Here is a 23,400-nt window from a genome sequence, read left to right as displayed (position 1 = left end):
CTCCGTGAAAGCGTCAAAGAAGTTCAGCGATGCACTAGCTGAACCAAGCCAGCAATGCGCGTGACCTGAGCACGCGGATGCACGGCGACGGACGACGAGGCGCCCTTAGGACACTTGGCCGATCGGAGGTCGAATCAGATGGGGTAGCGCTGGTGCCGGATGGGCCAGCGTCAATCGACGAACACTCCCGCAGTGATTGAGCACTGGGGCAGCCAGGTTCGCGCCGGGCAGCATTACCTGCGCCAGGTGCATGCAGGCACAGGCGCAAGTTTTGGATTTGCAGCAATCGGGGGACGACTTACCGGACTCGACAGGAGCCGGCGGGTGGTCATTTGCCGCTGCCGACTCGGCCTGGTGCTGATGGCACGGCATCTGACCGTCTGCCTGGGACGCTTTCGCCGGAGCGACGGCAATCGATGCCATATCCGCTGGGCCCGCATGGATGTGTGTAGCAGCAGTCGCCGTCGCCACCCCGTTCAGGATGAGCGACAGGCTGAGTAGCACACGCAGCAGAATGGGCCAGAGCGACATATCGTTACTTTACCGCGCCCCTGCCGGAACGGGTATAGGAAATATGAACTCTGCACGACCTCCAGAGTTTTGGAGCTATTAAGCGCCCGCGCCCGGGCTTGGGCCTGGGCCTGGGCCTCCAACGGGGCAGTCAGGCCGTACGCGTCACCCCCTACCGTTGCGCTACGTTCCTGCTTAGTGAACCGCTTCCCGATACCTCAAGTAAAAGCCGTGAAAATGACGAACTTCGCACTCTGGGTGCTGAGGAACGAGCAGCGAATTCTCGAAGCATTTCCAAGAATCGATCAGTTCGTATCCACATTGCTCCATCTGAGCGATGAACTCCGAATAGTTGTCTATCCGCATAGGCGTTACCGAATGTCCGGTGTTCTGCAGCGTCACGAACGCCGGAATGCGGCTGCAAAGCGGAAGGCGATTTATCAGGATGTGACGCGGCCGATGCGTCAAGCCGTCTAGCAAGCTGGCCAAACGTGGCTCAAGGAACGGCAGCACACCCGCCGCGAGCAGTATCTGGCAGCCATCCATTGCGGTCCGATCTGTCGTAAAGCTCAACCCGCACGCCTGCCGCTGGATCGCAAGCTGAGCCCCCAGCTCCGCGGGCTCGGGCAACTCGCAGACTACCCAGGACAGCCCGTCAGGAAACTGTAGGCGCTCTTGGTACGCGTAGTAGCAGACACCCACACTGCCCCCGAAATCGCACACGACAGAGTTCCTGTCGAGCAGCTGTCCCAGCCAATACAGGATCGGATAATCGTGCGCCTTGATGGTGGTCTGGATCTTCGCCCACTCGACGTGGTCCAAGCGATACTCACTTTGGACCCCCCGCTTGCGCGCGAACTCGTTCGCCTCAGCGAAGGAGGAGAACTTTCCAAGGTGGAGGTTTTGCCAGCCGTGTGCGTTGAAGAAGTGACGGTCCGCACGCCACCACTGCCACACGCTGGCCGGAACCATCGGCTTCACCACCAAAGCCGCCATCTTCGCCAGCTCCATAGGAAGCGCCTCTCCTAGCTTTTCTGGATGGAACGCGCCGGTGGTCGACGACCGGCCGTCTCCTGCGGTCACCTAGTAGGGTGATAGCGCCGTTGCGTGTTCGACCGTACGAACAGACCTGCATCTGCTCGCCTCGCAGGAGTGACTATGGAGTTGGGTCAAGACTCCATTCAAACCCTCAACAAGACCTTCTCGAAAACTTAGATACGTTGTCGGCGGGTAACACATCGGAGCGCGAGCGTGGGAAGTCATTCGTTGCCAATCTCAACCGTCCGCTTCCTGCTGCGCGGAGTAGCTCACTTCGCACGCCCCGTGTGGGAGACCTCCCCTCCCGAGCGGCTTGCGTCGACCGCCTATCGATGGTTTGGAACGTTCATCTATAGACACTACGTCCGTTACCAGGACCGGGTGCAGAGTCACTACACCCGGTTTCTCCGCAATCAGCCCCAACTCAATCAATTGGTCTCGCTGGTCAAGGAGGCATCCCCCCTAACCCCAATCAGCGTCGCGTCCATCGGGTGCAGCTCTGGCGCGGAGTTGTACTCTCTGCTTTGGGCCCTGCGCTCTTCCATACCCAGCTTGATCGTTACCGGGGTCGGCGTGGACATTTCCCCCGAGGCGATAGCCAGCGCGCAGGCCGCCCTATACCGAGCCAGCGCACCCGCTGTAAAAATGCCCCATGACGAATCTGAGCTGGCGGACCTTTCCGAAGACGTCATTCCCCGCCTCTTTGCTCCGCGTGGAGACGAATTCATCGTGCATGACTGGATTAGGGCTGGATGCAAGTGGGTGGTTGGCGACATTTGCGACAGCTCAGCAGTCGCCAATCTTGGCACTCATGATGTCGTGCTCGCCAACAATTTTCTCGGCCCCATGGACGACGCGCAGGCAGCCGCTTGCCTAACTGGGATTGTGGGCCTGGTGAAGCCGGGCGGTTATCTGGTGGTGGACGGAGTCGACTTGAACGTCAAGTGCAAGGTCATCAGGCGGCTTAATCTCAAGCCAATCACACATGACCTGGATGCGATCTATTCTGCCGGCCCCCACAAGGGCGGCTGGCCATGGATTCGTTGGGGGCTGGAACCGATCAACCGTAGCCGGCGCGATTGGCAGATTCGCTACTCGACGATCTTCAAAGTCGTGCCCCCTGGCGCAGGGAAGCAGGCAATACATTCAGTTGACAACAAGGGCAGGAGCTTGCGCGACGGATGATCCGAGGAGGCGCCGTTACCGACACCTCCTCGACGACCGGCCTGCTCAGACCTTGAAGTCGTCAAACGCGACCATTCCTTCCGCTATGCCCAATTTGCGCAGCAACTGTCGGGACGCGGACAGCATCGCCGGAGGACCGCACAGGTAGAACTCACAGGCCTGCAGGTCCGGATGGTCCTGCAGCAGATGTGCGTGTGCGGCTTCGTGCACCAGTCCCTTGACCAGTCCGGCAGCGTGCTCGGCCTCTTCGGAGAGGACCAGGTGCCAAGTGAAGTTGGGGTAGCGCCGCGCGAGTTCGGCCATTTCCTCCACATACGGCGCATCGCGGAGGTTGCGTGCGCCGTACCAGAAATGGATGCGCTCCGACGCACCGCCATCGAGTCGCGCGTGAATCATCGCGCGCAACGGTGCCATACCCGCACCACCACCAATGAATACCTTCTCTCGCGCGCCTGGCTTGAGCGCAAAGTCTCCAAACGGCCCACTGAACCGAAGCGTATCGCCGGGCTTGAGCGAGTACAGGTAGGTCGAGCCCTTGCCCACCGGTTGCCGTTTCTTGTCCTGACGCCCCGGACTGAATCGCGTGAGCAAGGTCACCCTGCCCGCGGCCTTCTCCACGGGCAGGGCCAGTGAATAGGAACGTCGCACCGGCTCCTTGTTCGCCAGGGTGTCGGGCAGATTCAAACCGGCCCAATCTGCGCGATGGTGATCCGGGTGCTGGAGGTCGTGGCGTTGGAACGTGTAGTCGGGCACATGCACCTGGAGGTACGCGCCCGGTTGGAAGTCCGCGCCCACAGGGGTATCAGGAGCCAGCACTATCTCGCGTAGAAATGGCGTCACCGCGGTCACCCGCTCCACTTTCGCGACGCGCTCGGTCCACAAGTTGGAGCCGGCAGCCACTTCCACCTCCGCTGCGTGCTCCACCGGCAGATTGCAAGCCAGCCGGTAGCCCATTCGCAAACGACTGTCCGCGATGTGCTCGCGATCGGCCGTCGTCGGCGCAGGCGCCACGCCGCGCACCCGCACTTCGCACAAGCCGCAGCTTTGGCCGCCGCCGCAGTTGGAAGGCAGTTGCAGGCCTTGCCTTGCCATGGCGAGATACACCGTATCCCCGCTATGCGATTCGACTGACCGCAATTTGGCACCGCTCGCATCGAGCACGGTCACCTCGCGAACTCGTCGCCAGCGCGCCGGAACGAACTCGCTCAGGCGGAAGCTCGTGACCAGCAACCAGAAACCAGAAAGCGCGATCCACAGCCCACCAGCGGCTGACATGATCACGAGCGGATTGTTGAAGTCCTGCCGCCCGGTGTAATCCATGATGTGCAACATCCAGAAGATGTCGAACAAACGCCAGGTGTCGTTGCGACGTTCCAGGATGCGTCCGTCCCAAGCGGACACGTAGAGTGTGGTGCCGTCCTCGTCGTTGAACGGTACGCGCCACATCGGGCCCTCGTGCCCACGGGCCTCGAGCGTGGCGGTCTCCAGCCACTCCGCGGTGCCCGTACGCCCTTCTCCAACGTAGTCGGCGGCGGCGATGGCCCCCGCGGTGGCAGCATCGACCTTTACCGGCCTGCCATCCTTCGCATCGACAAGCCAAATCGTGGACTTGTGTGTCAGTCGATAGACCGGGCGGTCCTGCAGCCACGAGGCCTCTATCATCTGAACCGGTCGGTCGGCGATGGCCAGAACGCGCGACGTCGCCAGCATGCCGCCGGGCCACGACGCAGCTTCGTGATCATGACTGGCTCGATGGTGATGACCTTCAACGGTGCCCTGATCGAGCAGGCTCATCACCAGGCCACTGCTCATCCACAGTACGAACTGTAGGGCGATGATCAGCCCTACCCACTTGTGCAGTTTCCGAAACCAGGGGGTCATGCGGCGCGCCTCCTGCTGAAGCTGTAGAACAAGAGCCAAAGACCACTCAGCGCAAACACCAACCCGATCGAGGATGCGGTCCGTAGCAGTGTATTGTTGACGTCCTCGCGTTCCTCGTAATCCATGATGTGGAACATCCAGAGGAAATCGAACCAACGCCACAGGTCATGCCTCTTGGCAAGGAGCTCGCCGGTCTGCGGCGAGAGGTAGAGTGTGGTTTCGTTGTTGTCGGCAAAGGTCACGCCCCACATCGGCACCGGGCGCGAAGCGACCTCCCGAGGCGCCTCCTGCAACAGTTTCACCGAAGCTATGGGCGCCTCACCCTGATAAAGCGACGTCGCAAGTTGGCGCGCGGCCGCTTCGTCCAGCGGGCTCAGCCGTGCACCAGAGCGCGCATCCACCAGCGTGATCTGCTCCGGTTGATGCACTTCGTATACCTCGCGATCGAGGAATCGCTTCAGACGAAACGTAGTGATGCCGGGGTATTGCGCTGACAAGGCGTCAGGGCCGATCACGGACGCGGTAGGCACCAGTGGCTTTGAACTGGCATGCGCCAGGTGATCACCGTGAATGATCTCGATCGAGATCGAGGTCATGTACAAGCCACTGAGCATCCACAGCAGGGCTTGGACTCCCACCACGAGGGCGATCCACTTGTGGGCGCGGCGGGCCCAGAATGCAGGTTTCATGAAGGCACCAATCGAACTACTTCGGCGAGTGTGTAGCAAACCCTGGTTCCGCCGGCGTCAGCCGGCGGAACCAGGAAGGGATTACCAGCGGTAGCCGGCTCTGACGTACCAGCGACGGCCTAGCAGGTCGTAGGTCATCGTGTCGGTGTTGGCGTCCGTCCAACTCTGGATGAAGGGCGGATCCTTGTCGAACAGGTTGTCGACGCCGAACGCGACGTCGAACGACTTGCTGACTGCGTACTCGATCTGGAAGTTGTGGTAAGTGACGCTGGGGGCATGATCACCGATGTCGCCTGGGGAGGCGTTGATGTCGTCGGCAGAGCCGATGTACTGAATGCTGTACACCCCAGACCACGGGCCCCGCTCCATCGACAACGTGCTGAAGGCGCGCCACTGCGTGTAGCTGCCCCGCCCACCGGTGATGTTCCCGGCGTACTGGATCTCCTCACCACCCTGGAATGGCCTGACGTTGTAGTGCTTCAGGTACGAAGCATCGAACGTGAAGGTATTGCTAAAGCCCCACAGGTCGAACTGGTACAACGCGCCGATATCGACGCCAGAGGCCTCCTCGCTCGCGGTATTGACCGGCTGCGCCGACAGGAAGTCGATCTCTCCGGTCAGCGGGTTGCGAGTGAAATTGGAACTACCGCAGAACGGATGCGCCAGGCCTGGCGTGTCATAGCAGACCGCAAGCTTGGTCGAACCATCGATACGCTGGATAGCGTTGTCGATGGTGATGTCGAAGTAGTCCAAGGTAAGGGTCAGGCCCTGAGCAAAATCTGGCGTCCAGACCGCGCCCACGGTGAAGGTTTCAGCATCCTCCGGTTGGAGATCGGCGTTTCCACCAACCGTGGTCAGTACGGTATTGCCAAGCTGCGTGTAGCCGACCGGTACGCCAGACGCCTGGCAGTTCTGGAAGACGACAGAGGACGGCGGAAGGCTGCTCCAACCGCTGCACGGATCCGTGGTGGTCAGGTTGCCTTCGGATACGCCACCGAACAACTCCGGCACGTTGGGAATCCGGAATGCGGTGGCATAGTTGGCGCGGAGCTTGAGCGACGGAACGATCTGCCAATCCAGACCCACCTTGTAGTTGGAGTCATCGCCAAACAGGTCGTAGTCCGAATAGCGGAACGCAGTATTGAGTGTCAACGATTGCGCCAGGAACTTGTCCTGCAACAGCGGCACCGCGAACTCGACAAACGCTTCCTTGGCCGTGTATTCGCCTGCGATCGGGTCCTGCTGGTTAGTGTTGGCAATGCCCAGCACGGTCAGCGGATCCGGATCGCGCCAGCCCTCTTCCTTGCGGATCTCGACGCCGGTGGCCATGCCCACCCAGCCGGCAGGCAGCTCGAACAACTGGCCACTGAGATTGGCGGTGAAGCTCTTCTGTTCGTTGCCGCCGTTATCGCCGGTGGTGAACATGATGTAGTCGAGCACCTCCTGGGTGACATCGCCGTAGCCCAGGTAATCGGCACAGGGAATTGCCGCGCCGGGCGCATTGCTGCAGATCGCGGTATTCAGCGTCTGGTCCACGCGATCGAGGTTGGCGACGTTGGTGGAACCGTCGACACCGGTGTTGCGTCCCCAGTTCACCGCCGTCGACCAATCCCAGCCCACGCCGAACCGGCCTTCCAGACCGACGACCGCGCGGAAGGTGTCGACGTCCTGATAGAACTCGCGAACGCCGCCCTCCAACAACCTGCGTCGCTGCAACAGTAGATCCTGCCCGGTTGGGTTGGTCGGGTGCGTGGCGGCGATGCGGACCGGCCGGTACTGGCCAATGGAACCCGGTGTCGCGATCTGATCGGACTGACGATTCGTGTACATCAACTCGGTGAACAAGCGTACGTCGTCGGTGAGCGACAGATCACCGAAGGTGGCGAAACTCAAACGCTTGATCGGATTGACCGCGTTGAGGTACGGGTTGGAGTTGAAGTTGTGCTTCGCCGGCGAGTAAGTCTCGAAGAAATCGCCGTTGCCGTTGGGATCCTGATTGAAGTTGACGCGTTGACCGTCGGCAAGCACCGCGCGACCGCCGATCGTCGAAGAACTGCCAACGCATACCAATTGCCCGTCGGACTCGCCCAAGCCGCAAGGAGCACGGTCGGCCATGTTGACCGTGCCCCCCTCCGCGTAGTTGATCGCGGCCATCAGCGAACCCTGGTCGCCGGTGATGCCCCATGCCAGATCCACCGCGGTTTCTTCGCCGTCACCCTGCGACGTCTGACCATAGCGAACCGCGGCTTCCGCGCCGGCCAGCCCCTTCTTGGTGATGACATTCACGACGCCGGCCACGGCGTCTGCGCCGTAGATGGCCGATGCGCCGTCCTTGAGCACTTCAATGCGCTCGATGACCGAGACCGGGATGGTGTTGAGATCGACAGAGCTGTTGGCGCCGGTGCCGCCGTTAACGACGCGACGACCGTTGAGCAGCACCAGCGTCCGGTTCACGCCCAGGCCGCGCAGATTCACTTGCGACGTGCCGTAGCCGTTGTCGGCCCAATAGGCGTTGGTCTGGTTGCCGGCGAAGCCGGCCGAAGCCGGCAGGCGCTGCAACAGGGTGTCGACCGAGATGGCGCCGGACTCTTTGATCGCTTCTGCGTCGATCACGGTGACCGGACCGACGCCGGAGATGGCGGCGCGCTTGATATGGCTACCGGTGACCGTGACGGTGTCGAGATCGGTCGCCTCCGGCGAGTTGACTTCGTTGGACTGTGCGACTGCGGTGTTGGCGACGGCTGCTGACAACAACGCGCCGATCGCCAGCGCGAGGTGGTTGCGCTTACAGGACATGAAAAGGGTTCCCCAGACGGTGTTCAGATCTTGTTTTTGGATGCCCGCGGCAAAAGCCGGCGCGCCGTGCGCGGCCTGATTCGCTCAGGGCATGAGGGCCACGACGTGGTGGCCAAGGACAAGATCAACCGATCGGAGGTCGGAAGACACGTGCACTGTCGCGCAGCGGCGACGGGAGTACGGATCGCGGCGCAGGTTGGTCGGACAGCTCGTGCCGTGCAGCGAATGCTATCGCGTGCGTGATGGTCGCGGCGGGGAATGCGCAGGCGCAGCACGTCGATCCCGCGTCACAAGTACAGTCGTGATGGGCTGCGCTCCCCTCAACCTGCAAATCGGGACTCTCGCAATCCTCATCGTCCTGCACCGAGGCGGTGGCACTCCGCAGCGGGTTGGCCGCCTGCTGGATCTCCGTCATCGCCATCGCGCTGGCGGTCCATTGCGACACGCCCGTATCGAAGCACAGGGCCACGATAAGCAGGCAACGCAGGAGGAGCGGAAGCGACGGCATGACGGGCTGAAAGTAGGTTCTAGTTGTCTATACCACCAAATACCATGTGCCCAAATAGGGTGTCAACGCCCGGTCGACATGCCGGCCATCAAAACCGAAGGTGCCAGCTCAACTATGTGACATTGATGTCTTTTCATCGGTTGTATAGACATGCCATGATCACCACATGGAAGGACCCAAGCCGCAGTACCTGAAGCTCAAGCACTACATTCTGCGCCACGTTACCAATGGCGATTGGCCGCCCTTGAGCCGCATTCCCAGCGAGAACGACCTCGTCACCAAGTTCGGGGTTTCTCGCATGACCGTCAATCGCGCCTTGCGCGAGTTGACGGACGCTGGCGTGGTCACGCGAGTGCAAGGCGTCGGTACGTTCGTGGCGGGGCCCAAAGCCGAATCGGCCATGTTCGAGGTGCGCAGCATCCGCGACGAGATTGTCGCCCGCGGCCAATCCCACACGGTCGACGTGTTGATCTGCGAACGCGTGGCGGCACGTGCCACGACGGCGAGTCAATTCGGGCTGCCGGCCGCGACCGAGCTGTTCCACTCGCGATTGCTGCATAGAGCCGATGGCCAGCCGCTGCAGCTGGAGGATCGCTTCGTCAATCCGGCATGCGCGCCAGACTACCTCGACATCGATTTTCATGTGGAGATTCCACACCAGTACTTGATGCGTACGGCCCCGCTTCAGCGCACCGAGCATGTCATCGAGGCCGAAGCAGCCGACAAGCGCCTGGCCCGTGTGCTCGAGGTCGAACTGGGTGCCGCGCTGCTGACCCTCAGCCGGCGCACCTGGTCGCGCGGCCACGTAGCCAGTTATGTCCGCCTCACCCATCCGGCCGGGAAGTACCGCTTCGTCGGTTCATTCCAGGTCGGCGACACCACCTCCTGACGAGTCATCATGGACACCCACGTTACGCCATCAAGTTCGAGCGAGCGCATCGTACGCGCTCCACGCGGAACCGCCCTGCACTGCAAGAACTGGCTGGCCGAAGCCGCTTACCGCATGCTGCAGAACAACCTGGACCCGGACGTCGCCGAGCGTCCTGGAGATCTGGTCGTGTACGGCGGTATTGGCCGTGCGGCGCGCGATTGGCCTAGCTTCGACCGCATTCTCGACACGCTGCGCGACCTCGCCGAAGACGATACGCTGCTCATCCAATCTGGTAAGCCGGTAGGCGTATTTCGCACCCACGCGGACGCGCCCCGCGTGCTGCTCGCCAATTCCAACCTGGTCCCGCACTGGGCAACCTGGGATCACTTCAACGAACTCGATCGCAAGGGATTGATGATGTACGGCCAGATGACGGCCGGCTCGTGGATCTACATCGGTTCGCAAGGGATCGTGCAGGGCACCTACGAGACCTTCGTTGAACTCGGGCGCCAGCATTACAGCGGCGACTGGTCGGGCAAGTGGGTTCTTACGGCCGGCCTCGGCGGCATGGGCGGCGCACAGCCGCTGGCCGCCGTCCTGGCCGGTGCGAGCTGCATCGTGATCGAGTGCCAGGAGTCGCGAATCGACTTCCGCCTTCGCACGCGTTACATCGACTACAAGGCGCGCACCATCGAAGAAGCTCTGACAATAGTGCAGAACTCGTCCACACCGGTGTCCGTGGGGCTGCTCGGAAATGCCGCCGAACTGATGCCGCGTTTCGTCGAACTTGCTCAAGCGGGAGCGGCCGTGCCCGCGGCCGTCACTGATCAGACCTCGGCGCATGACCTGATCAACGGCTATCTCCCGGCCGGATGGACCTTCGAGGAATGGGAGCAGGCGCGTCAGGGCGATGACGAACAGCGCAAGCGGCTCAGAACCGAAGCGGCGAATTCGTGCGCGACACACGTGCGGGCCATGCTCGCCTTCCATCGCATGGGGGTTCCGACCATCGACTATGGAAACAACATCCGCCAGGTTGCACTCGACACGGGCGTCGCCGACGCCTTTTCCTTTCCTGGATTCGTGCCTGCCTGCATCCGGCCGTTGTTCTGCGAGGGCAAAGGACCGTTTCGGTGGGTTGCCCTTTCCGGCGATCCTGAAGACATCTACCGCACCGACGCCAAGGTCAAGGAACTGTTTCCAGACGATGCGCATTTGCACCGCTGGCTGGATCAGGCACGCGAGCGCATTGCCTTCCAAGGGCTTCCGGCACGAATCTGCTGGTTGGGCCTCGGGCAGCGGCATCGAGCTGCGCTGGCCTTCAACGAGATGGTCCGCACCGGCGAACTGAAGGCGCCGGTCGTCATCGGTCGAGACCACTTGGATTGCGGTTCGGTCGCCAGCCCCAACCGCGAAACCGAAGCCATGCGCGACGGCTCCGACGCCGTGTCTGATTGGCCGCTGCTCAACGCCATGCTGGCCACGTCCGGTGGCGCGACCTGGGTCAGCCTGCACCACGGCGGCGGTGTCGGCATGGGCTTCTCCCAGCATTCCGGCGTGGTGATCGTTTGCGACGGAACTGAAGCCGCAGCGAAGCGACTCGAGCGCGTGCTGTGGAACGACCCCGCGACCGGTGTTATGCGCCATGCCGATGCGGGTTACGACCTCGCATTGCAGTGCGCGAAAGATCACGGCTTGAAGCTGCCCGCCATTACCGGATAACCACCCATGTTGACCCTCAATCCGGGGCAGATGTCACTGCCCCAACTGCGCGCCATTGCGGCGCGCTTCGAACCCATCGCTCTGCCGCACGAGTGCGAGGGCCAGGTGCGCGCCTCCGCGGCCACGGTCCAGAACATCGTCGCGGCGGGCAAGCCCGCCTACGGAATCAATACCGGTTTCGGAAAGCTGGCCAAGATCCAGATTCCGGACGAACAGCTAGCCCACTTGCAAACGAATCTGGTGCGCTCACACGCCGTCGGCGTCGGCGCTCTCCTTGACGATGCGACGGTGAGGCTGATCTTCGCGTTGAAGATCGCTTCACTGGCCCGTGGTTACTCCGGCGTGCGCTGGGAGATGCTCCAGGCATTGATCGCGATGTACAACGCCCAAGTCTGGCCGTGCATCCCGTCGCAGGGTTCGGTGGGAGCCTCCGGCGATCTGGCCCCCCTCGCCCATCTGACCTTGGCCGCGATGGGTGAAGGTTCTGTTCGCGTAAACGGGACAGTTCTGCCGGCAGCCGAGGGTCTGAAGCGAGCCGGCATTGAACCGATCCGCCTGGCGGCCAAGGAGGGACTCGCGCTGTTGAACGGCACGCAGGTTTCGACCGGTATCGCGCTGGTGGCCTTGTTCGCGGCCGAGCAGGCCTTCTCCGCCGCGGTGGTCGCCGGTGCCCTGAGCGTCGATGCCGCTTGTGGTTCCGACACGCCTTTTGATCCACGGATCCACGCCATCCGCGGCCAACCGGGGCAGATCCACGTCGCCGGACTCTATCGCGAGTTGCTGGCCGGCAGCGCCATCCGGGAATCGCATCGCCACGAAGACACCCGCGTCCAGGATCCTTACAGCCTGCGATGCCAGCCTCAGGTCATGGGCGCGTGCTACGACGTGCTCGGTCAGTCCGCCGCCACCCTCCTCATCGAAGCCAACGCAGTTTCCGACAACCCGTTGGTCTTCCCCGATACCGGCGAGGTCCTCTCCGGCGGCAACTTCCATGCAGAACCGGTCGCCTTCGCTGCAGACCAGATCGCCATCGCGATTGCCGAGGTGGGTGCATTGTCGGAACGCCGCATTGCCTTGCTGATCGACTCCAGCATCTCGGGGCTGCCGGCTTTCCTCGTCTCCGATGCAGGCATCAACTCCGGTTTCATGATCGCGCATGTCACCGCTGCGTCTTTGGCCAGTGAGAACAAGACCCTGGCGCATCCGGCTAGCATCGACTCGCTGCCCACATCGGCCAACCAGGAAGACCATGTCAGCATGGCGACGTTCGCTGCGCGCAAGGCCGTGGACGTGTCAGTCAACGTGCGCCGCATCATTGCCATCGAACTGCTGGCCGCCTGCCAAGGCATCGAGTACCGCCGGCCGCTGCGATCGTCGGAACGGCTTGAGGCAGTCCATGCCCTCTTCCGCGGCGTCGTGACCCGCTACGACGAGGACCGCTATTTTGCGCCGGATATCGCCGCCGCCGATGAGCTGATTGCCACCGACGTCTTCACGACGTTTCTTGGCGATGCCTTCGCGAAGGCGGTCGTCTGATGGAGGTATGGGAGGGCCGCGTCGATTCGACGCGAGACGCCGATGCGATGCGCTGGCATCAGGTGGTGCGACGGCCGGAGGCAAGCTCCTTGCCAGGTATTGCACTACTCGGCTTCGCCTGCGACGAAGGCGTGCGTCGCAACGGCGGTCGGATCGGTGCGGCGCTCGGCCCACCGGCGCTGCGCCGGGCGCTCTCCAACCTCCCTGCGCTGGGGAGGGTTCCGCTCTATGACGCCGGCGACGTCGCGTGCGAGTCCGGAAACTTGGAAGTCGCGCAACAGCATTTCGCAGACTGCTTGGCCGCACTACTAGACGCCGGCCATTTTCCGATTGGCTTGGGGGGCGGTCACGAGATCGGGTTCGCGAGCTATTTGGGTCTGGCACAGCATCGAGCTAGCCGCGCAGGACGCCTAGCCATCGTCAATCTCGATGCACATTTCGATCTACGCGAGAGCGCCACGCCCAACTCGGGAACGCCGTTCCTCCAGGCAATCGAGCACGCGCAGCGCCACGGTATAGAGCTGGACTATATCTGCCTAGGTGTCAGTGAGTCGGCGAACACGGCGCGGCTGTTTCGCACTGCGGAAGCGACCGGGACCCAATACTTGCTGGACCGCGAACTGAGTGTCGCCAATGTCGATGCACGGACAACTCAGTTGGCGCAATGGCTCGAGCCGGCCGAGGCGATCTATCTCAGTGTTTGTCTGGACGTGCTGCCCCCTTCGATAGCGGGAGGCGTCAGCGCCCCCAGTGCGCGCGGTGTTGATTTAGAGGTCATCGAATCGTTGATTGCTGCAGTTATAGGGACGGGGCGCGTCCGTCTGCTTGATTTCGCGGAACTGTCGCCCCCTTTTGATCGCGACGGAACCACGGCGCGAGTCGCGGCACGTCTTATCCATCAGACAGCGCTTGCCTACAGCAGATCGCGTTAACGTTGCCGACCCTCGCGACGCAGGGCCTTCGTCGCGAGTTTGGTCAAACGGTCTCTTAGATCACGCCGCATTCACTTGTCTGGCGGCCGTAAGCTCAGAATCCGTCAGATCGCGAATGGCACTATCGGCACGATGATGGCGACGACGCCGGCGCTCAATGGCGCACGCCCGCGCTAGCGACGAGTGCCGGCTCGGATCGCGATTGAGGCCAGCATTGGTCGACCACTCGAGTTGCGGACTGGTCGGGCAGCGCCGTCTGGATGAGCCGCCATGAACACATGCCACCCGAGCGATGACTTATCCTCGTTGCACGCTATGGAGGATGCATGAACACATCTGGACACGGCCACCGCGGCCACGATGCGCATCAGCACCATGCAGCGGCTATCGGCGGCGTACCATCTCCCGCGGCGACCGATCCGGTCTGCGGCATGCCAGTCGATCCCGGAACCACGCCGCACAGGGCGGAGCACGACGGGTCTATTTATTACTTCTGTTCGACCGCATGTCGCGGTCGATTCATCGCCGAACCACGGAAGTATCGCGCACCACCGCCCCCGCAGGCGGCAGCACCGGGCACGATCTACACCTGCCCGATGCATCCGCAGATCCGCCAGGCTCATCCGGGCACCTGTCCAATCTGCGGCATGGCTCTTGAGCCGGAAATGCCTGGACCCGAGGACGAGGACAACCCTGAACTGGCCGACTTCACGCGACGGTTCTGGTGGACGTTGCCGCTGACGCTGGTGGTGCTAGCGCTGGCGATGCTGGGGCACCGCCTGCATGCCTTATCCACCGAAGCGCGAACCTGGATCGAGCTTGCATTGAGCGCGCCAGTCGTGTTGTGGGCGGGGTGGCCGTTCTTCGAGCGCTGCGCGCAGTCCATTCGGAATCGAAGCCCGAACATGTGGACGCTGATAGGCACCGGTGTCCTCGCCGCGTTCAGCTATAGCGTCGTTGCCACCGTGGCGCCGGGTCTGTTCCCTGAGTCATTCCGCGAGCATGGCCGGATCGGCGTCTATTTCGAGGCGGCCGCAGTCATCGTGTCGCTGACCCTGCTCGGCCAGATACTGGAACTACGCGCGCGTTCGAAGACCTCCGCCGCGATCAAGGCACTGCTCGGCCTCGCACCAAAGACCGCGCGACGGTTGCGCGATGACGGCAGCGAGGAAGATATCGAACTCAGCCACGTGCACGTTGGCGATCGTCTCCGGGTCCGCCCCGGCGAAAAGGTGCCGGTCGACGGTGTCGTCGTCGAAGGCCGTTCCAGCGTGGACGAATCGATGCTGACCGGGGAACCGATTCCCGTCGAAAAGGACCGCGGCGCGAAAGTCTTCGGCGCGACGCTCAACGGTACCGGCAGCCTGGTGATCCAGGCCGAAAAAGTGGGTTCAGAGACCGCCCTCGCGCAGATCGTCCAGCTGGTCGCACAGGCGCAGCGATCCCGTGCGCCGATGCAGCGCATGGCCGACAGGGTGGCGTTCTGGTTCGTGCTGGCGGTGCTGGCCGTGGCGGTGGCGACGTTTTTCGCGTGGGGTGCCTTCGGCCCCGAGCCATCATGGACCTACGCCGTGCTCAACGCCGTGTCCGTACTGATCATCGCCTGCCCGTGCGCACTGGGGCTCGCGACGCCGATGTCGATCATGGTGGCCACCGGCCGCGCGGCGCAGTCCGGCGTGCTGTTCCGTGATGCGGAAGCAATAGAGAACTTCCGCAGGATAGACACCCTGATCGTCGACAAGACCGGCACGCTGACCGAAGGCAAACCGGCGTTCCGCTCAGCCCTTCCCGCCGCCGGTTTCGACGAGGACGCTCTGCTCTCGCTGGCTGCGAGCCTGGATGCGGGCAGCGAACACCCTCTCGCCGACGCGATCGTCGCCGAGGCGCGCCGTCGTGCCCTGTCGCTCCAGCCAGCAGACGGCTTTGAGTCCGCGACCGGTATCGGCGTGCGCGGGCGCGTCGGCGGCCGGCGCATCGCGGTCGGCAACACCGAGTTGATGCGGGAGGAGCGCACTGACACTGCGCCGCTGTCCAATGAGGCCGAGCGCCTGCGTCAGGACGGCGCGAGCGTGATGTTCGTGTCCGTCGACGGTGCACTGGCCGGCCTGATCGCCGTCGCGGATCCGATCAAGGCTTCTACGCCGGAGGCCATTCGCGCCCTGCACCAGGCCGGCCTGCGGATCGTCATGGCCACCGGGGATGGCGCCACCACCGCCCATGCCGTCGCGCGCGCCTTGGGGATCGACGAGATCTACGGCGAAGTACGGCCGAAGGACAAGGTGGAACTGGTCCAGCGACTAAAGGCCGAAGGCCGCAAGGTAGCCATGGCCGGCGACGGCATCAACGACGCCCCTGCGCTCGCCGGCGCCGACATCGGCATCGCGATGGGTACGGGAACGGACGTGGCGATGTCCAGCGCGCAGGTCACGCTGGTCAAAGGCGACCTGCGTGGCATTGCCCGGGCACAGTCCATGTCGCGGGCGACCGTGGCGAACATGAAGCAGAACCTCGCCTTCGCATTCCTCTACAACGCGCTGGGCGTGCCGATCGCCGCCGGCGTGCTCTTTCCGCTGACCGGCCTGCTGCTCAGCCCGATGATCGCCGCTCTTGCGATGAGCCTGAGTTCAGTCTCGGTGGTCGGCAATGCGCTGCGGTTGGGCAGGAAGGACATCGCAGCAAACTGAGCCGCGTCGACGACGATCAGTCGGTTCCTTTTTTCTCGACAACGAGAATCCGCGCTTCGCCCCGCGGCCGTGCCACATGGTGCTCTCCATTGCCGATCAGCGCCATCTGGCCTGCTGCGATGATGCGCATGCGCTCCTCGCCTTCCTCGAGGTAGGTCATCTCAACTTCGCCGTCGAGCACCACGAACAGCTCTTCGCCGGTGTTCTGATGCCAGCGATAGGGCTGGTCGGTCCAGTGGATCTTCACGGTATGGTCTGGCATTTCCAGCAGGAGCCGGCTGCCCCATGCGCGATCGCTGACGAACGTGCTGCTTTCGATGATCTCCATCGTGATGATTCCTATTGTTCTCTGGACAGCAATCGGGCACCCAGGCCGCAGCCTGGGCAACTCTTTCAGTCCGGATGCCCCGGGAAGCGAGTTCCCGCGCCCCGTTTGAGTTGTCTTTATCGGCTGCCGCCACTGATATCGATAACTACTTTTCCGAGCGGACGTTCGCACTCTAGCCTGGCATAGGCATCAGCTGCCCCATCAAACGGGAAAACGGAGTCGATCACCGGAACGACCCCGTTCGTATCGACGAATCTGATCAGGGATTCGGCCATCGTGCGCGAACCCACCAGAATTCCGGTCAGTGATCGTCCTATGAGCGCAAAGGGCTCGACGCTCAATGCAAAGCCGCCACTGACACCACCAATGGTAGCCACCGTGCCTCCGTATCTCGTACTGCGAATGGCGCGACTGATCGTGTCGGCCCCTCCGATGTCGAGGACTCGGTCTACTCCTCCATCCGTGAGGTCTCGCACGCGCGCGTCCCACTCAGGCTCGGTCGCGTAGTTGATGGTTTGCTCGGCCCCCAGGGCACGGGCGCGTGACAGTTTGTCGTCCGAGCCCGAAAGGACGATCACGCGCAGGCGTGCAGCAACCGCGAGTTGCAGGGCCCAGGTCGATACGCCGCCGGTGCCCTGGATCAGCACCCGATCTCCGGCCCGCATCGGATTTTCACCGAACAGTGCGTGCCATGCGGTTACGCCGGCGCAAGCAATCGTCGAGGCATCTGCCCAGGACAGGGATTCGGGCGCGCGCACCAGGGCATCCTCATTCGCGATGACGTACTCGGACAACACGCCGTCGACGTTTCCTCCGAGCGACTCGCTGACCGCCTCACCGGAGGGCGGCCCCGCCAGCCAATGCGGATAGAATGTCGGGATGACGCGATCGCCGCAGGCGAAACGCGTGACGGCCCGACCAACTGTCACGACCTCACCGACGCCATCGGACAGGGGTACTCGCAGCTCACCCGTGCCCATCCGTCCCTGTGCGACCAGAAGGTCCCTATAGTTCAGCGAGGCGGCGTGCATGCGAACCCGCACTTCATGGGCGTCAGGGGCGCGATCCTGTGCATGGTCGATATGGAGGCCGGAGGTGCCTTCGCCCCGGCGCAGTCGATAGAGTTTCATGGCGGCTGATTCCAGTCAGTGTTTCACGTGGGAAGTGGGAGTGGCCGTCATCCTGCCGATGCCATCGGCGCTTCGGACGCTATCCCACCTGGAACGGCGAGACAGTCGCGAATGCAAGGAAGGCCAGCGCCGCGACATTGCGTAAAGCATCCTTGAATCGGGCACGCGTGGATTGCGATTGGTTCATGTCCGGATCCTCACCGAACGTGATACTTGACGTGAGGCCTCTTCTCTACTCGTCCGATGAGGCGCGTTGGACGCGCAGGTCGCATGCGCGAATGCCAAGACGGAACGCCTCCAGGAGGGCGGCAGCAGTTGAGCAAGGGACAGGTTCATGGCACACGGCTTCCTGAGGCTGGATGCAGGGTGGGCGTTACTACTATGGGAAGGTCAACACCCAACCGGTTCGACCTGGGACGTGGTGGCCATCGCCTCTCCGGGGCTTGACCTTGCCACGGAGGCAAGGCGGACGCTCCCTCCCGCCGGCAGTCCGCCGGCGACAAGGAGCAAACTATGAAACTGATCGTCGAAGGCATGACATGCGGCCGCTGCGTCCGCGCCATCACCACCGCCATCCAGAGGCTCGATCCCTCGGCGTTGGTCCATGTCGACCTCACCACCGAAGAGGTTTGCATCGACAGCCCTCTTGACGTGAACTCCGCCGTCAAAGCCATCCATGACGAGGGCTACAGCGTAGTATCCATCTTGGGAGATGACGCGCCATCGGACACTGCCCCCGCCAACCAGGGAAGTTGCTGCGGCACCTGCCACGCCTGAGGGTGTTCGCGCGTCAACGTACTTCCAGACGCAAGTTCGGAGCGCAACGTAATCGCTCGGTTCAACGGCATCGCCACGGTGGCCAACGCGTGCGCTGCTGGTCGCGTTTTTGCTGCGTCCACTGGCTGCGCCCCGAGATGTGATAGATCACGGCAATAGCTCCCGTGAGCTGCAGATTTCGCGGAGCGTAGAGGCCCCCAGTTGTGGCCTCAAAGCCGACCGCGTAGCGGGCGAGCAGCCGGCGATTAACTGCTAGCGAATGCGAATAGTAGAGCGGACCGTAATGGGATGAACCGCGCCCGCGCGGAAGATGACTGACGTGCGTTCCTGTGTCGCCGTGCCAATCGTCCAATAGCACGTGTGCATCCGAAGAACGACAGGGTTATGCCGAGGTCGTTCATTCGGCAAGCCGATCCTCGCGACCGCCTCGGGGCGAGAAACTTGCCTACCGGTTGCCTATCGGTTGCCTATCGGGCGATTAATTACGGATGAACTCCGGAAAACACTAAGGGCCGCCTCTCGGCAGCCCTAAGTGCTTGTTCTAGTTGGCGTCCCCACGGGGATTCGAACCCCGGTCGCTACCGTGAAAGGGTGTCATTGGCGCCGTCATCTGCGTTAAAACATTCACATCTGTGAATACCTAACCATTTGATAGTGTTGCTTTTTTCCATGCTTACTGTACGGTAGCATCCAATGGCATCTAGGTCGGTAAGTTACCGCACTTTACCGCAGTGTTGGGAACGACCGCGCCGGTGGCGACTGCAAGACAGAGGATTTCACCCATGGCTAGAAAGCCCGTAAATAGCCGCCAGAGCGGAGTGCGGATATCGAGCGCGGAGGCTCGCAATCGACTTCATGTGCGCCGCGAGCCGTACTGGGTCGAGTTGGTTCCGGGCACGGCCATCGGCTACGCCAAAGGCGTTCGGGATGTTTCATGGTTCGTGCGCCAACGGGCTGCAGGTGCCTATCGAAAGCAGCGAATAGGAACCCCCGACGACGGAATCAAGGCCGACGGCACCATCGTGCTGTCCTACTCCCAGGCCGTGAAGCTGGCGACGACCATGCAATTGGAGGATCGCAAGCCCCTCCCCCGTCATTACTCCGACGGTCTAACACTAAATCAAGTCTTTGACGACTACCTGGAGCAGCGCCAGGTTACGCCTGGCGGACGCTTCAATCGGGTGATGCCGAAATCCACCGCGCAAATGTCAAATCAAGTTTGGGAGCGTCACGCGCGTAAGGACATTGGATCCAAACTGGTAACTGCCCTGGATGCCAAGGCAATGCGGAAGTGGCACGCCAGCATGGCGACTGTGGCTCCGACCGTACGCGGCAAGACCCAAGACTTCGACGCGACCGACCCTGAGCGGGTCCGTAGTCGGCGTGCGACCGCAAACCGTATTCTCACGATAGCGAAGGCCGCCCTCACATGGGCACGCCAGCACGACGCGTTGCCAGACGACATGGCGGATTGGTGGCGGAACGTGTCGCCCTTCGCCCTGGGCGATGACCCAGTGCCGCGCATGCTAGACAAGGACGAAATAGCGCGACTGCTGGGCGCTGCCCCGACTGACTTGCGAACTCTGCTGCAGGGAGCGCTCATGACTGGTGCCCGTTACGGCGAACTTTGCACAATGCGCGTGCGGGATTTCGACGCCGCCCATGGAACCGTAACCATTCGCCAGTCCAAAACCTATAAGACGCTGACTCAGCCTCTCACGCCTGAGGGCGTCGCCCTGTTTCAAGCTTTGACGGCCGATCGCAAAAAAGATGATCCGATATTTGTCAGGGAGGGTGGTGCTCCATGGGCGCGGTCCGATGCGGCTAAGCCGATGGCCACGGCAGTACTTGCCGCCCAACTTGAAGAAGTGACTTTTAAGACCACGCGCGCGACCTACGGAAAGCTTCTGCTAGTGGCTACGAAGGACATCGAGCTCGTAGCGAAGGCTCTTGGACACAGCGACAGTCGCATTACGCGCAAGCATTACGCCGCCCTCCTCCCTTCTGAAGTTAAGGCCGGAATCGCTAGGCTACCTGCACTCGGCTTCTAAAAATCAATGGCTTACAGGAACCATTAGCCCCACCGCCTTCCAAGTTGGCGATGGAAATCCCGCGAGAGGTTTCCAGTTAGACGCCCTTCCACACTGACCCCGTCCACTAGAAACAGGGTGTCAGCGTGTCAGAACAGATCAAGATTATCCGCTTGCCGGCCGTATCAGAAATGACCGGCCTTCCCCGCGCCACGATCTACGATCACATGGCGAAGGGGACATTCCCCAAACAACTCAAAATCGGCCCGAGGGCTGCCGGCTGGGTTTTTACTGAGGTCCAAGCGTGGGTCAATGAACGAATCGCCCGCCGCCAGGAGTGCGCGTCATGAGCGATATGGATAAGCCTGTCGACGGCCGCCTGCATTCCGCTCTCTTTGCGTTCTATACAAAGCTCATCACTGCGACGAGCATTGAGGAGCAAACTCAGGCTGCCAGGAACTATGCAATCTACGCGGCCGAGACGGCCGGGCGCAGCTCGACCATGTATTTGCACTACCTGCCCCGCATCCTTGCGCGTCAGGTCCGTTACGCGAAGCTGCCTGTTCGCCTGAAGTTCGCTGACATGAGGAAGATCGTCGAGGCTGTGCACGACGAGGTTGAAGCAGCACGGGGATGGGAGTGATGCTCGACGACTCCATTTGCGAGAGTTCTCGCGCATTGTCCGCGCTCCACGCACTCGATCCTGGCTGCGACCATGACACATGGATGAAGATCGCCGCAGCAGCACAAGCTGCCGGCGTGTCTTTGACCGATTTCGATGCTTGGTCGCAGCGGGACCCGACGAAGTACGACGCCGTTGCGGTCCGTAGCACATGGCGTAGCTTGAAGCCAGGTAGGGGCATCGGCGCAGCTACACTCTTCTACCTGGCGAGGTGCTCCAACTGGGCTGGGCAAAACCCTCAGGTAAGGTCGTCGCGCGCGCCGCCAGCGCCAGTTCGCAACACGCGCGCACACGATCCTGGCAAATTGTGGGAGGCAGCTGAGCCCGCATCAGCCAATCACGCCTACATCGCAGGCAAAGGTGGCAAGCCGGATGGGCTTCGCGTATATCGCGGCTCACTGAAGATCGCCAATACCTGCGTCGATGGCTGGCTGATGCTGCCTGCATGCGATGCTGCAGGCGACCTGCAAAGTCTGCAATTCATCGCCCCTCGCCGTGGCAAGGTCAACAAGCTGAATCTGCCCGGCGCGCCCCTCTCGGGCTCGTTTCATGTCGTTGGCGACCTCCGCAATGACACACCCGCCTACATTGTCGAGGGTATCGGTGCCGCATGGACAGTTCACGAAGCGACAGGCGCGGCTGCCGTGGTGACCTTTGGATCAGGCAACACGTCCCGCGTTGCGGCCGCCGTGCGATCCCATGCGTCACACCTCGTGCTGGTGGCTGACCGCGGAAAGGAGTCGGCCCGCGAAGCGGATGCCGAACGCTTGGGCTGCACGTGGATTGAGCTGCCCAGTGACCTGCCCGACGGCGCAGACGTGAACGACCTGCACATCCGTGATGGGATCGAAGTTGTACGGGAGTTGCTCCGGAACGAACAACAGGTCACTGCCGCTCACGACGCTGCTGGGGCGCGGTCCTTCGCCTTTTGTCGCGTCGGCGACTTGATCGGAGAGAACATCAAGCCCATTGCCTGGCTGGTGCGCGACTACGTTGAAACCGATTCTCTGGCGCTGATGTTCGGTGACCCTGGCTGCGGTAAGTCATTCACAGCCATCGATCTGGCCTGCTGCGTCGCCACGGGTACGTCTTGGCATGGCCGCCGCACGACCCCGGGCCCCGTGTTCTATATCGCCGGTGAGGGTCAAAACGGATTGGCGCGGCGCTTCGCCGGTTGGGAGGTACACAACGGGGTTTCTTTGAAGGGCGCTCCGCTGTTCGTGAGCCTGCGACCTGCTCGCCTGTTCGATATGGCTGCAGCCAAAGCGGTTTCCGAAGCTGTCGAGGAACTGGCTAAGACGAGTGGGCAAGCCCCGGCCCTCATTGTAATCGACACCTTGGCCCGCAATTTCGGCGGCGCCGATGAAAATAGCGCGCAGGACATGGGCGCATTCGTTGCCAACCTCGACGAATACCTCCGCACGCGGTTTCGCGCGTGCGTCATGATCGTTCACCACTCGGGCCATGCCGACAAGACCCGCGCGCGTGGTTCAACCGCACTGAAGGGCGCGCTGGACGCCGAGTATTCGGTCACCAAGGACGAAAACGGCCTTGTCCGCATCGAGGCCACGAAGATGAAGGACGCTGAGCAACCCGAGCCAATCGCGTTTCGCATGGATCGCGTAGAGCTTCCGATCCGGGATGACGACGGGCAGCCGTTGCATAGCGTTGCCCTTAGTGGCGTTTCCTATGTTCCTGCAGCGAAGGCTGGTAAGGCTGGCCGCGGTCGCCATCAGACAGTCGCCTTGCAAATCTTGGCGGAACTGGAAGCCGAGCGCCGCCAGCGACTGGAGCGCAGCGGGCACGATCCGAACGGCGCTCGCGTGAAGCTTGACGAATGGCGCGCCAGGCTTGCAGGCGAGGACATCGACCGGAAGCGGTTCTACGACCTGCGCAATACGCTTCAAACCGCTGGAAAGATTGCCATCGAATATGGAGATTACGTCCGCGCGCTGTGAAACCCAGCGTCCGGTTTGCGTCCGGTTTGCGTCCTGTTTGCCCGATTTGCCGCGTCCGGTTTGTCCGGTTTGCCTATAGGCAACCGGACGACGGACGAAACGGACAGGCAACGAGCAGCTAGTCCCGATACTCGGATTGTGGT

General features: G+C 62.2%; 19 protein-coding genes. 11 read left to right on the top strand and 8 right to left on the bottom strand.

The genetic code is table 11. The features are described from left to right. Positions 1 to 105 precede the first annotated feature (105 nt). On the bottom strand, positions 106 to 531 hold the full coding sequence (locus IU514_RS19255) for a CopL family metal-binding regulatory protein (RefSeq protein ID WP_194931448.1): 426 nt from the start codon (positions 529 to 531) through the stop codon (positions 106 to 108). Positions 532 to 705: 174 nt separating this feature from the next. Next, positions 706 to 1,521 carry a methyltransferase, TIGR04325 family gene (locus tag IU514_RS12580; RefSeq protein ID WP_194931447.1) on the bottom strand — a complete coding sequence of 272 codons (816 nt, stop codon included), beginning with the start codon at positions 1,519 to 1,521 and terminating at the stop codon, positions 706 to 708. Between the two features lie 240 nt (positions 1,522 to 1,761). Between IU514_RS12580 and IU514_RS12575 the strand changes: the two genes are divergently transcribed. After that, positions 1,762 to 2,733, top strand: a complete 972-nt coding sequence (locus tag IU514_RS12575) for a CheR family methyltransferase (protein WP_194931446.1) — start codon at positions 1,762 to 1,764, stop codon at positions 2,731 to 2,733. 45 nt (positions 2,734 to 2,778) lie between these two features. On the opposite strand, the gene IU514_RS12570 is transcribed toward IU514_RS12575, so the two are convergent. The 4 genes from IU514_RS12570 to IU514_RS19250 form a co-directional block, all read right to left on the bottom strand. Then, a complete protein-coding gene (locus IU514_RS12570) occupies positions 2,779 to 4,614 on the bottom strand; it encodes a 2Fe-2S iron-sulfur cluster-binding protein (RefSeq protein ID WP_194931445.1) in 1,836 nt (611 codons plus the stop codon). Beyond that, entirely contained in the window at positions 4,611 to 5,303 is a 693-nt protein-coding gene (locus tag IU514_RS12565; RefSeq protein ID WP_194931444.1) for a PepSY domain-containing protein, read from the bottom strand. Before IU514_RS12565 ends, IU514_RS12570 begins: the two co-directional genes overlap by 4 nt. 81 nt (positions 5,304 to 5,384) lie before the next feature. Further along, positions 5,385 to 8,099, bottom strand: coding sequence for a TonB-dependent receptor plug domain-containing protein (locus IU514_RS12560; protein WP_194931443.1), 2,715 nt, complete (start codon positions 8,097 to 8,099; stop codon positions 5,385 to 5,387). A 124-nt stretch (positions 8,100 to 8,223) separates the two neighbouring features. Beyond that, positions 8,224 to 8,607 (bottom strand): CopL family metal-binding regulatory protein, encoded by a 384-nt coding sequence (locus tag IU514_RS19250; protein ID WP_194931442.1) that lies wholly within the window; start codon positions 8,605 to 8,607, stop codon positions 8,224 to 8,226. A gap of 166 nt (positions 8,608 to 8,773) precedes the next feature. Between IU514_RS19250 and hutC the strand changes: the two genes are divergently transcribed. The 5 genes from hutC (at position 8,774) to IU514_RS12530 (ending at position 16,352) form a co-directional block, all read left to right on the top strand. Then, positions 8,774 to 9,496 carry a histidine utilization transcriptional repressor HutC gene (gene hutC, locus IU514_RS12550; RefSeq protein ID WP_194931441.1) on the top strand — a complete coding sequence of 241 codons (723 nt, stop codon included), beginning with the start codon at positions 8,774 to 8,776 and terminating at the stop codon, positions 9,494 to 9,496. A 9-nt stretch (positions 9,497 to 9,505) separates the two neighbouring features. Continuing rightward, positions 9,506 to 11,200: a urocanate hydratase gene (gene hutU / locus IU514_RS12545; protein ID WP_194931440.1), complete on the top strand. Its 1,695-nt coding sequence runs from the start codon at positions 9,506 to 9,508 to the stop codon at positions 11,198 to 11,200. A 6-nt stretch (positions 11,201 to 11,206) separates the two neighbouring features. Next, positions 11,207 to 12,736 carry a histidine ammonia-lyase gene (gene hutH, locus IU514_RS12540; protein ID WP_194931439.1) on the top strand — a complete coding sequence of 510 codons (1,530 nt, stop codon included), beginning with the start codon at positions 11,207 to 11,209 and terminating at the stop codon, positions 12,734 to 12,736. Then, positions 12,736 to 13,668, top strand: a complete 933-nt coding sequence (gene hutG, locus IU514_RS12535) for a formimidoylglutamase (protein ID WP_194931438.1) — start codon at positions 12,736 to 12,738, stop codon at positions 13,666 to 13,668. The genes hutH and hutG overlap by 1 nt, the downstream gene beginning before the upstream one ends. 326 nt (positions 13,669 to 13,994) lie before the next feature. Continuing rightward, positions 13,995 to 16,352: a heavy metal translocating P-type ATPase gene (locus IU514_RS12530; RefSeq protein WP_194931437.1), complete on the top strand. Its 2,358-nt coding sequence runs from the start codon at positions 13,995 to 13,997 to the stop codon at positions 16,350 to 16,352. A 16-nt stretch (positions 16,353 to 16,368) separates the two neighbouring features. Here IU514_RS12530 and IU514_RS12525 read toward each other — a convergent pair whose 3' ends face one another. Next, on the bottom strand, positions 16,369 to 16,680 hold the full coding sequence (locus tag IU514_RS12525; protein ID WP_194931436.1) for a cupin domain-containing protein: 312 nt from the start codon (positions 16,678 to 16,680) through the stop codon (positions 16,369 to 16,371). 116 nt (positions 16,681 to 16,796) lie between these two features. Next, complete coding sequence (locus tag IU514_RS12520; protein WP_194931435.1) at positions 16,797 to 17,810, bottom strand: zinc-dependent alcohol dehydrogenase family protein; 1,014 nt, start codon at positions 17,808 to 17,810, stop codon at positions 16,797 to 16,799. 513 nt (positions 17,811 to 18,323) lie between these two features. On the opposite strand from IU514_RS12520, the gene IU514_RS12515 reads away from it, so the two are divergent. The 5 genes from IU514_RS12515 to IU514_RS12495 all read left to right on the top strand — a co-directional run bounded on the left by IU514_RS12515 (position 18,324) and on the right by IU514_RS12495 (position 23,257). Continuing rightward, positions 18,324 to 18,587 carry a heavy-metal-associated domain-containing protein gene (locus IU514_RS12515; protein WP_194931434.1) on the top strand — a complete coding sequence of 88 codons (264 nt, stop codon included), beginning with the start codon at positions 18,324 to 18,326 and terminating at the stop codon, positions 18,585 to 18,587. 782 nt (positions 18,588 to 19,369) lie between these two features. After that, positions 19,370 to 20,638: a tyrosine-type recombinase/integrase gene (locus IU514_RS12510; protein ID WP_194931433.1), complete on the top strand. Its 1,269-nt coding sequence runs from the start codon at positions 19,370 to 19,372 to the stop codon at positions 20,636 to 20,638. 125 nt (positions 20,639 to 20,763) lie between these two features. Beyond that, positions 20,764 to 20,967 (top strand): helix-turn-helix transcriptional regulator, encoded by a 204-nt coding sequence (locus IU514_RS12505; RefSeq protein ID WP_324187834.1) that lies wholly within the window; start codon positions 20,764 to 20,766, stop codon positions 20,965 to 20,967. After that, complete coding sequence (locus tag IU514_RS12500) at positions 20,964 to 21,260, top strand: hypothetical protein (RefSeq protein WP_194931432.1); 297 nt, start codon at positions 20,964 to 20,966, stop codon at positions 21,258 to 21,260. The genes IU514_RS12505 and IU514_RS12500 overlap by 4 nt, the downstream gene beginning before the upstream one ends. Further along, positions 21,260 to 23,257: an AAA family ATPase gene (locus tag IU514_RS12495; RefSeq protein ID WP_194931431.1), complete on the top strand. Its 1,998-nt coding sequence runs from the start codon at positions 21,260 to 21,262 to the stop codon at positions 23,255 to 23,257. Before IU514_RS12500 ends, IU514_RS12495 begins: the two co-directional genes overlap by 1 nt. Positions 23,258 to 23,400 lie beyond the last annotated feature (143 nt).

The organism is Lysobacter niastensis (genome assembly GCF_015453285.1).
Taxonomy (GTDB): domain Bacteria; phylum Pseudomonadota; class Gammaproteobacteria; order Xanthomonadales; family Xanthomonadaceae; genus Lysobacter_J; species Lysobacter_J niastensis.
The sequence above is the reverse complement of the archived record's forward strand: the minus strand, read 5'-3'. Positions and strand labels throughout refer to the sequence as shown.

Excerpts from the sequence above, each read along its gene's own strand:
- IU514_RS19255 (WP_194931448.1), bottom strand. The coding sequence starts at position 531 with ATGTCGCTCTGGCCCATTCTGCTGCGTGTGCTACTCAGCCTGTCGCTC.
- IU514_RS12580 (WP_194931447.1), bottom strand. The coding sequence starts at position 1,521 with ATGGAGCTGGCGAAGATGGCGGCTTTGGTGGTGAAGCCGATGGTTCCG.
- IU514_RS12570 (WP_194931445.1), bottom strand. The coding sequence starts at position 4,614 with ATGACCCCCTGGTTTCGGAAACTGCACAAGTGGGTAGGGCTGATCATC.
- IU514_RS12565 (WP_194931444.1), bottom strand. The coding sequence starts at position 5,303 with ATGAAACCTGCATTCTGGGCCCGCCGCGCCCACAAGTGGATCGCCCTC.
- IU514_RS12560 (WP_194931443.1), bottom strand. The coding sequence starts at position 8,099 with ATGTCCTGTAAGCGCAACCACCTCGCGCTGGCGATCGGCGCGTTGTTG.
- IU514_RS19250 (WP_194931442.1), bottom strand. The coding sequence starts at position 8,607 with ATGCCGTCGCTTCCGCTCCTCCTGCGTTGCCTGCTTATCGTGGCCCTG.
- hutC (WP_194931441.1), top strand. The coding sequence starts at position 8,774 with ATGGAAGGACCCAAGCCGCAGTACCTGAAGCTCAAGCACTACATTCTG.
- hutU (WP_194931440.1), top strand. The coding sequence starts at position 9,506 with ATGGACACCCACGTTACGCCATCAAGTTCGAGCGAGCGCATCGTACGC.
- hutH (WP_194931439.1), top strand. The coding sequence starts at position 11,207 with ATGTTGACCCTCAATCCGGGGCAGATGTCACTGCCCCAACTGCGCGCC.
- hutG (WP_194931438.1), top strand. The coding sequence starts at position 12,736 with ATGGAGGTATGGGAGGGCCGCGTCGATTCGACGCGAGACGCCGATGCG.
- IU514_RS12530 (WP_194931437.1), top strand. The coding sequence starts at position 13,995 with ATGAACACATCTGGACACGGCCACCGCGGCCACGATGCGCATCAGCAC.
- IU514_RS12525 (WP_194931436.1), bottom strand. The coding sequence starts at position 16,680 with ATGGAGATCATCGAAAGCAGCACGTTCGTCAGCGATCGCGCATGGGGC.
- IU514_RS12520 (WP_194931435.1), bottom strand. The coding sequence starts at position 17,810 with ATGAAACTCTATCGACTGCGCCGGGGCGAAGGCACCTCCGGCCTCCAT.
- IU514_RS12515 (WP_194931434.1), top strand. The coding sequence starts at position 18,324 with ATGAAACTGATCGTCGAAGGCATGACATGCGGCCGCTGCGTCCGCGCC.
- IU514_RS12510 (WP_194931433.1), top strand. The coding sequence starts at position 19,370 with ATGGCTAGAAAGCCCGTAAATAGCCGCCAGAGCGGAGTGCGGATATCG.
- IU514_RS12500 (WP_194931432.1), top strand. The coding sequence starts at position 20,964 with ATGAGCGATATGGATAAGCCTGTCGACGGCCGCCTGCATTCCGCTCTC.
- IU514_RS12495 (WP_194931431.1), top strand. The coding sequence starts at position 21,260 with ATGCTCGACGACTCCATTTGCGAGAGTTCTCGCGCATTGTCCGCGCTC.